This is a genomic window from Zavarzinia sp., from assembly GCF_041650655.1.
In the GTDB taxonomy this organism is placed as follows: domain Bacteria; phylum Pseudomonadota; class Alphaproteobacteria; order Zavarziniales; family Zavarziniaceae; genus Zavarzinia.
Genome location: NZ_JBAZKR010000183.1, coordinates 1 through 4,405 on the forward strand (window position 1 = coordinate 1; position 4,405 = coordinate 4,405).

At 68.5% G+C, this 4,405-nt stretch carries 6 protein-coding genes; all 6 read left to right on the forward strand.

Annotation, left to right across the window (positions count from 1 at the left end; all coding sequences use genetic code 11):
* The coding region (locus WC493_RS21775; protein ID WP_373068472.1) for a hypothetical protein at window positions 1–281 on the forward strand (281 nt) is incomplete at its 5' end.
* Between the two features lie 26 nt (window positions 282–307).
* Window positions 308–814: a plastocyanin/azurin family copper-binding protein gene (locus WC493_RS21780; RefSeq protein WP_373068474.1), complete on the forward strand. Its 507-nt coding sequence runs from the start codon at window positions 308–310 to the stop codon at window positions 812–814.
* A gap of 43 nt (window positions 815–857) precedes the next feature.
* Window positions 858–1,202, forward strand: a complete 345-nt coding sequence (locus WC493_RS21785; protein WP_373068476.1) for a copper-binding protein — start codon at window positions 858–860, stop codon at window positions 1,200–1,202.
* Window positions 1,203–1,349: 147 nt separating this feature from the next.
* Window positions 1,350–1,916: a hypothetical protein gene (locus tag WC493_RS21790; protein WP_373068478.1), complete on the forward strand. Its 567-nt coding sequence runs from the start codon at window positions 1,350–1,352 to the stop codon at window positions 1,914–1,916.
* Window positions 1,913–2,269 (forward strand): hypothetical protein, encoded by a 357-nt coding sequence (locus tag WC493_RS21795; RefSeq protein WP_373068480.1) that lies wholly within the window; start codon window positions 1,913–1,915, stop codon window positions 2,267–2,269. The genes WC493_RS21790 and WC493_RS21795 overlap by 4 nt, the downstream gene beginning before the upstream one ends.
* A 36-nt stretch (window positions 2,270–2,305) precedes the next feature.
* A partial coding sequence (locus WC493_RS21800) for a copper-translocating P-type ATPase (protein WP_373068482.1) occupies window positions 2,306–4,405 on the forward strand: 2,100 nt, incomplete at its 3' end.

Sequence of the window (4,405 nt, forward strand, 5' to 3'; positions counted from 1 at the left end):
ACAACACGCTGCCCATGATGACCGGCACCGGTCCCTACGGCCCGGTGGAGATGGGCGGCATGTTCACCGTCTTCAAGGTGCGCCGCGACCAGAAGCCCGGCGACTACAAGGATCCGGGCTGGTACAAGCAGCCGGCGGGCACGCAGGCGTACGAATGGACGGGCCCGATCACGGAGCCGGCGCGCTTCAAGTCCGAGGGCGGGCAGTCGATGCCGGCCGCCGGAAAACCCCCGGTTTCCGAAGTCCGCGTGCGCAAGCCCGGCGGCCACTCGGACCATTGACCGATTCCACCAAGGAGAACCGCTACATGAATCGCCTTGCCCTCAACGCCGTTCTCGCCGCGGCGCTCGTGGCGACCTCCCCGGCCACCTTCGCCCATGCCGACAAGCACGACGACATGAAGCCCGCCAAGGCCCGCGCGGTCTCGACCGAGGAGCACTCCTTCGGCCGGCAGGGGGACCCGCGCAAGGTATCGCGCACGGTGACCGTCGACATGAGCGACGCGATGCGCTTCAGCCCGTCGGAAGTGCGCGTGAAGCAGGGCGAGACCATCCGCTTCGTCGCGAAGAACGGCGGCAAGGTCATGCACGAAATGGTGCTCGGCAATCTCGCGGAGCTGAAGGCCCATGGCGAGTTGATGAAGAAATTTCCGAACATGGAGCATGACGAGCCCTACATGGCGCACGTCCCGCCCGGCAAGACTCAGGAGATCGTCTGGACGTTCACCAAGGCGGGCGAGTTCCACTTCGGCTGCCTCCTGCCGGGCCACCTCGAGGCCGGGATGATCGGCCGCGTCGTCGTCGCCGCGAACTAGGCGCGACTTTTCCGAAACCCATTCCCTACCAGGAGAACTCCCCATGAAGTCCATCGCCCTCGCCGCGGCCGTCGCCGCCCTCGCTGCCGGCTCCGCGGCCGCGCAGGCGCCTCATCACGACCATCCGTCCTTCGCGCACGCCACGATGGCGCAGGCATCCGCGGCGGCGCTGGCCGATGGCGAGGTGCGCAAGGTCGACAAGGACGCCGGCAAGATCACGCTGAAGCACGGCCCGATCAAGAGCCTGGACATGCCGCCCATGACGATGGTCTTCCAGGTGAAGGACCGCGCGTTCCTCGACAAGGTGAAGGCCGGCGACAAGGTCAAGTTCGCCGCCGAGGAAAAGGCGGGGGCCTACATCGTCACGGCCATCGAAGCGTCGAAATAGCGGGACGAACCGGCCGCGCGGTGCCGCCGCCTCGGGACCCCCTCCCGAGGCGGCCAATGTGCGGCGGCGTACAGAATCGCGGTCACGCGACGTGCAATCGTTGCCATTCGCATCCGATGTCGCTCGTGAAGCGAAGAGGGGCATGCCATGGAAATGAGTACGCGTGAATTGTGGACCGTTCTGCACGGGATGGGCTTCGGCGCGTTGTTCCTGCTGGCGTTTACCGGGGCGATGGTCGCGCTGGCGCGGATGTCCGGGGACGGCTCCCCGGGAGTGCCCGATCGCGGGGACCAGGCGATGCTGCGGGTCTTCCTGATCGGCATGGCCATCCTCGCGTGGGCGACCGTGCTCTCGGGAACCTACATCGTCTATCCCTGGTACCGCGCCGCGCCCCCGGCAGGGACGATCGACCTGGCCGACTATCCCCGGTACCTGCTGCTCTCGAGCGCGACGACGAGCGAGTGGCACCACCTCGGCATGGAATGGAAGGAGCACGTAGCCTGGATCGCCCCGATCGCGATGACGATGGTCGCGTACCTGTACGCGAAATACGGCCGGGACCTCGCGAGACACCGTGGCCTGCGCGCCGCCGCGCTGGCCTTCCTGCTGGCCGCCTTCCTCTCCTCCGGCGTCGCGGGAGCGTTCGGCGCCTTCCTCAACAAGTACGCGCCGGTACGCGGCGGCGAAGCGATCCAGTTGATGAAGGGAGCATGAACATGGCCATGAACCCGGGACCGGCGAGAGCGGTGGAGTTGCCCAACGGCGCGGGTGCGGCAGCCCTCCTGGCCGCGGGCATCGGATGCGCCGCGCTGGGCGCGTTGACGGTCCTGGCCGATGCATTCGGTGGCCTGAAGGGCCTGCTGAACATCTACAACCCCGCGGGACCGCTCTCGGGCGTGACGACATTGGCGATCGTCATCTGGCTGGCGGCCTGGTTCGTCCTGGCGAGGAAGTGGGACGGGCGGGACCTGGCACTGGCGTGGATCGGCATCGCCTCCTTCGCCTTGCTGGCAATCGGCTTCGCGCTGACCTTTCCGCCGGCGGCAGCCCTGCTGCAGGTCAAGTAAGCCGCCGGTCGATCCCGCGGAGTTTGAGGCAAGGCCATGGCAATCGATCCCGTTCGCGGCATGCAGGTCGACGAGAAGGCCGCGGCGAGCCAGGCGCCGGGAAACGCCTATACCTGCCCAATGCACCCGGAGATCGTGCGCGACGCGCCGGGTGACTGCCCGATCTGCGGCATGGCGCTGGTTCCCATCGCAGGCACCGGGGCGGGCCCGGCTGACGATTCGGAGTTGCGCGACCTCACGCGCCGGTTGTGGATCGGCGTCGCGCTGTCGATCCCGCTCGTGGTGCTCGCGATGTCGCCGATGGTCGGATTCCCCGACCTGTTCCGCCTTCAGCCTCGAGCCCGCGGCTGGGTCGAGTTCGTGCTGGGGACCCCCGTCGTCCTCTGGGTCGGCTGGCCGATCCTGCGCAAGTTCTGGTTCTCCCTCGCGCACCGGGCGCTCAACATGTATTCCCTGATCGGGCTCGGGGTCGGGCTCGCCTACCTGTTCAGCCTCGCCGCCGTGCTGACACCCGGCTGGTTCCCGGCGGAGTTCCGCGAGCACGACGGTGCGGTCGGCACCTACTTCGAGGCGGCCGCCGTGATCGTGACGCTGGTGATGCTCGGCGACGTGCTGCAGCTTCGCGCGATGGGACAGACCAGCCAGGCCATCCGGCAACTGCTGAAACTAGCGCCCAACCTCGCCTGGCGATTGCGCGACGACGGCACCGAGGAGCAGGTGGGGCTGGATACGGTCGCCGTCGGCGACAGGCTGCGCGTGAAGCCGGGCGAGAAGGTGCCGGTCGACGGCTCGGTGCTCGAAGGCACGAGCCGCGTCGACGAGTCGATGGTCACCGGCGAGCCCGTGCCGGTCGCCAAGGCCGCGGGGGACAAGGTCACCGGGGCGACCGTGAACGCGAACGGCTCGCTGGTCATCCGCGCCGAGCGGGTGGGCGCCGACACGCTGCTCGCCCGGATCGTCCACATGGTGGGGGAGGCGCAGCGCACCCGCGCCCCGATCCAGCGGCTCGCCGACGTCATCGCCGCGTACTTCGTGCAGATCGTCGTGGCGATCGCCGTGGTCACGGCAATCGTGTGGTGGTTCCTGGGGCCGGAGCCGAGACTCGCCTACGCGTTCCTCAACGCCATCGCGGTGCTGATCATCGCCTGCCCATGCGCGGTCGGCCTCGCCACGCCCATCTCGATGACGGTCGCCATGGGCCAGGGCGCGCGCACCGGCATCCTGTTCCGCAATGCCGAGGCGATCGAGCGCATGCGCGACATCGACACGGTCGTGGTCGACAAGACCGGCACGCTGACGCTGGGCCATCCGGCGCTGACCGACTTCGTCGTCGAAGGCATTCCGGAGGGCGATGCGCTGGCCCTGGTGGCGGGCGTGGAGCAGCTCTCCGAGCATCCGATCGCGCTCGCGATCGTGGAGGGCGCGAAGGCGCGCGGCGGGGCGCCGGGAGCGGCCACGGCGTTCGAGGCCGTGAATGGCCTTGGCGTGCAGGCGCAGGTCGACGGCAGGCGGGTGCTCGTGGGGAGCCGCGCTTTCCTCGCGCAGCACAAGGTGGATACCGCACGATGGGAGAAGCGCGCTGACGGATGGCGGGCGGACGCGAAGACGGTGGTGTTCTTCGCCTTCGACGGCGTGGCAGCCGGCATCGCTGCTGTCGCCGATCCGATCAAGGAAGGCACGCGGGAAGCGATCGCGACGCTCAAGGGCGCGGGCGTTCGCGTCGTGATGCTCACCGGCGACTCACGCGGCACGGCCGAAGCCGTGGCCCGGCAGCTCGGCATCGACGAGGTGCTTGCCGAAGTGCTTCCTGAGGACAAGGCGGCGCACGTGAAGCGCCTGCAGGCGGAAGGGCGAAAGGTGGCGATGGCGGGCGACGGCATCAACGATGCGCCAGCACTGGCCAAGGCCGATGTCGGCGTGGCCATGGGCACGGGAACCGACGTCGCAATGAACAGCGCCCAAGTCACGCTGGTCAAGGGCGACTTGCGCGGCATAGCCATTGCGCGTGCGCTGTCGCAAGCCACGGTGGGCAACATGAAGCAGAACCTGGTGTTCGCGTTTCTGTACAACGCGCTGGGCATACCCATCGCCGCCGGCGTGCTGTACCCCTTGACCGGCTGGCTGTTGTCGCCGCTG

Bases quoted from the DNA above. Each gene is read 5' to 3' on its own strand.
- WC493_RS21780 (WP_373068474.1), top strand. From the start codon at position 308: ATGAATCGCCTTGCCCTCAACGCCGTTCTCGCCGCGGCGCTCGTGGCG.
- WC493_RS21785 (WP_373068476.1), top strand. From the start codon at position 858: ATGAAGTCCATCGCCCTCGCCGCGGCCGTCGCCGCCCTCGCTGCCGGC.
- WC493_RS21790 (WP_373068478.1), top strand. From the start codon at position 1,350: ATGGAAATGAGTACGCGTGAATTGTGGACCGTTCTGCACGGGATGGGC.
- WC493_RS21795 (WP_373068480.1), top strand. From the start codon at position 1,913: ATGAACATGGCCATGAACCCGGGACCGGCGAGAGCGGTGGAGTTGCCC.